The following is a 682-nucleotide window of genomic DNA, read 5'->3' as shown; positions in this document are numbered from 1 at the left end:
GCCGCCCTGGGAAAAGCTATCGGGCTCTTGCACGCGATGAAAGAGCAAGAGCCCGGGACCGGCCCGACGAGGACCGATCCATCCGGTTCCTGAAGGCCGAGGACGCCCTCGTCGCCGCCCTCACGCGCTCGACCGGCTCGCAGCGCCGAGCCCTGGCCGCCGCCGGGATCTCACGCTCGACGTGGCACTACCGGCACAGCCCCCGCCCGCGGGTGCCCGACCCCGTCCCCCAGAGGGACAGGGCCTACCCCTCCCGGATCGGCGCCGTCGACCGGGACGCGGTCGCGGCCAGGATCACCGCCGCCTGGGAGAAGGGCAACTCCGTCGACCACGCGTTCGCCCTCGCATGGGACGAGGGCGTCATGCTCGCCTCCCGCCGGTCTTGGTGGCGCATCGCGGCCGGCATCCCCGACCAGGCCGTCCGCCCTGCCGCCCCCGCCAAGGGCAGCGGCGGAACCGGGCGCCCGGCCCCCGTGCACGAGGCCACCGGCCCCGGGCAGGTGTGGAGCTGGGACATCACCGACCTGCGCTCCCCCTGGCGCGGGAAGGCCTACAAGGCCTACTCCGTCATCGACATCTACTCCCGCATGATCGTGGGCTGGCGCGTGGAGGAMCGCGAGGCGGACCATCTCGCCGTGGAGATGTTCGAAGCAGCCTTCGCCCGCCACGGACGGCCCCGGGC

1 protein-coding gene is annotated in these 682 nt (G+C 73.7%); it reads left to right on the top strand.

The window, feature by feature from the left end; genetic code table 11:
* Positions 1-682: DDE-type integrase/transposase/recombinase (locus tag LK10_RS03810; protein WP_156144020.1), on the top strand; the 682-nt coding region annotated here is incomplete at both ends.

It is taken from the genome of Sinomonas humi (assembly GCF_000802235.1).
GTDB lineage: Bacteria > Actinomycetota > Actinomycetes > Actinomycetales > Micrococcaceae > Sinomonas > Sinomonas humi.
This window is presented reverse-complemented; position numbering and strand designations above follow the sequence as displayed.